The 1,366-nt window shown below is 44.1% G+C and carries 1 protein-coding gene; it reads left to right on the plus strand.

Annotated features, from left to right (window positions below):
• A partial coding sequence (locus AC6F75_RS13230) for an Ig-like domain-containing protein (RefSeq protein WP_500715562.1) occupies positions 1 to 1,366 on the plus strand: 1,366 nt, incomplete at both ends.

Below are 1,366 nucleotides of genomic sequence, written 5' to 3' on the forward strand. Positions count from 1 at the left end.
CATAGTCATATCGACTTCCGATTCGCCATCGACAGCATATACATTAACAATAGATTTAGCGGTGATAAACTGTGCAAATTATACGGCAGCACCCGGAGGTGACGAAGACCAATTCTTTGAACCGGGTGATACCCTGGCAGACTTGGTTGTGATTGGCGGAAACTTGACTTGGTACAGTGATGCGGCCGGAACGATGACCATACCCAATACAACGGTATTGGTTGACGGTACGACTTATTATGTGAACCAAACGCTCAATGGTTGCGTGAGTGACCTTTTGGCTGTTACAGTAACTGAGATTGATTGTACAAGTTTAGAAATACTTTCCACTACTCCCGGAACAGTAGTTTGTAAAGGAAGTGTTGTTTTGGAAGTTGTGGGTAATGGAGGTCCCGGCACAGAGATTTATTGGTTTGATGCTCAATCAGGGGGCAATCTTTTAGGTACAGGCACAACCTTCACTACTCCATCTTTGACTGCTACTACTTCATATTGGGCAGCTGAGGTTTTCTTGGAGCAAGGATCCGGAAATAATATTTTACCAACACCGTGTACTCCCGTCCATGGAGCAAGTGGATGTGGGTCTGGTGATAATATCAATGACTTTACTTTAAGTGAAGCAGGAGGAGCAGTATTGATTAGTCATCTTGGCACTGGTTGTTCGCCAAATGCCTATGGAAATTTTACAGGAGATCCTAATCTTACGGCGACCCTGATTGCAAATTCCAATTATAATGTAGCATTGACCCATACTTTCGCAAGTAGTCAATGGGTGAAGATATGGATTGATTTCAATTTTGACGGTACCTTTGATGATGCTACAGAATTAGTGTTTCAATCTACGGCAGGAAGTGTCGGAGGAGTTACCAATGGAACTTTTAGCATTCCTGCAAGTGTCATTGGAAGTACAACCATTATGCGTGTTTCTGTGCGTTATGCCGGATTGCCTGATAATGCTTGTACAATAGGGGGTAGTTTTGGCGAAACACATGATTATAAAGTTACAGTTGTCGGTTCTACAGCACTTTGTGAGTCCCCTCGCGAGGAAGTAATTGCAACAGTGACCCAGGATGGTGACATCACCGTACCGGCGGCACTTCCTTATATAGATACCAACAACAATACCTCAAATTACGGCAATACATTTTCAGGGTCTCCCGGTACTGACTGCGGAACCACTGAGAATTACCTCAACGGCAACGATGTGGTGTATATGTACACCCCAACGATGGATGATGTGATAGACATTCACTTAAAAGACATTAACGGTTTTTATGCCGGCTTGTTTGTGTATCAAACTTGTGGCGATATCGGCACCAATTGTATGGCCGGTGTGGTTGCAGGACCCAGCGACGACGATATTTCC

Source organism: Planktosalinus sp., from assembly GCF_059864935.1.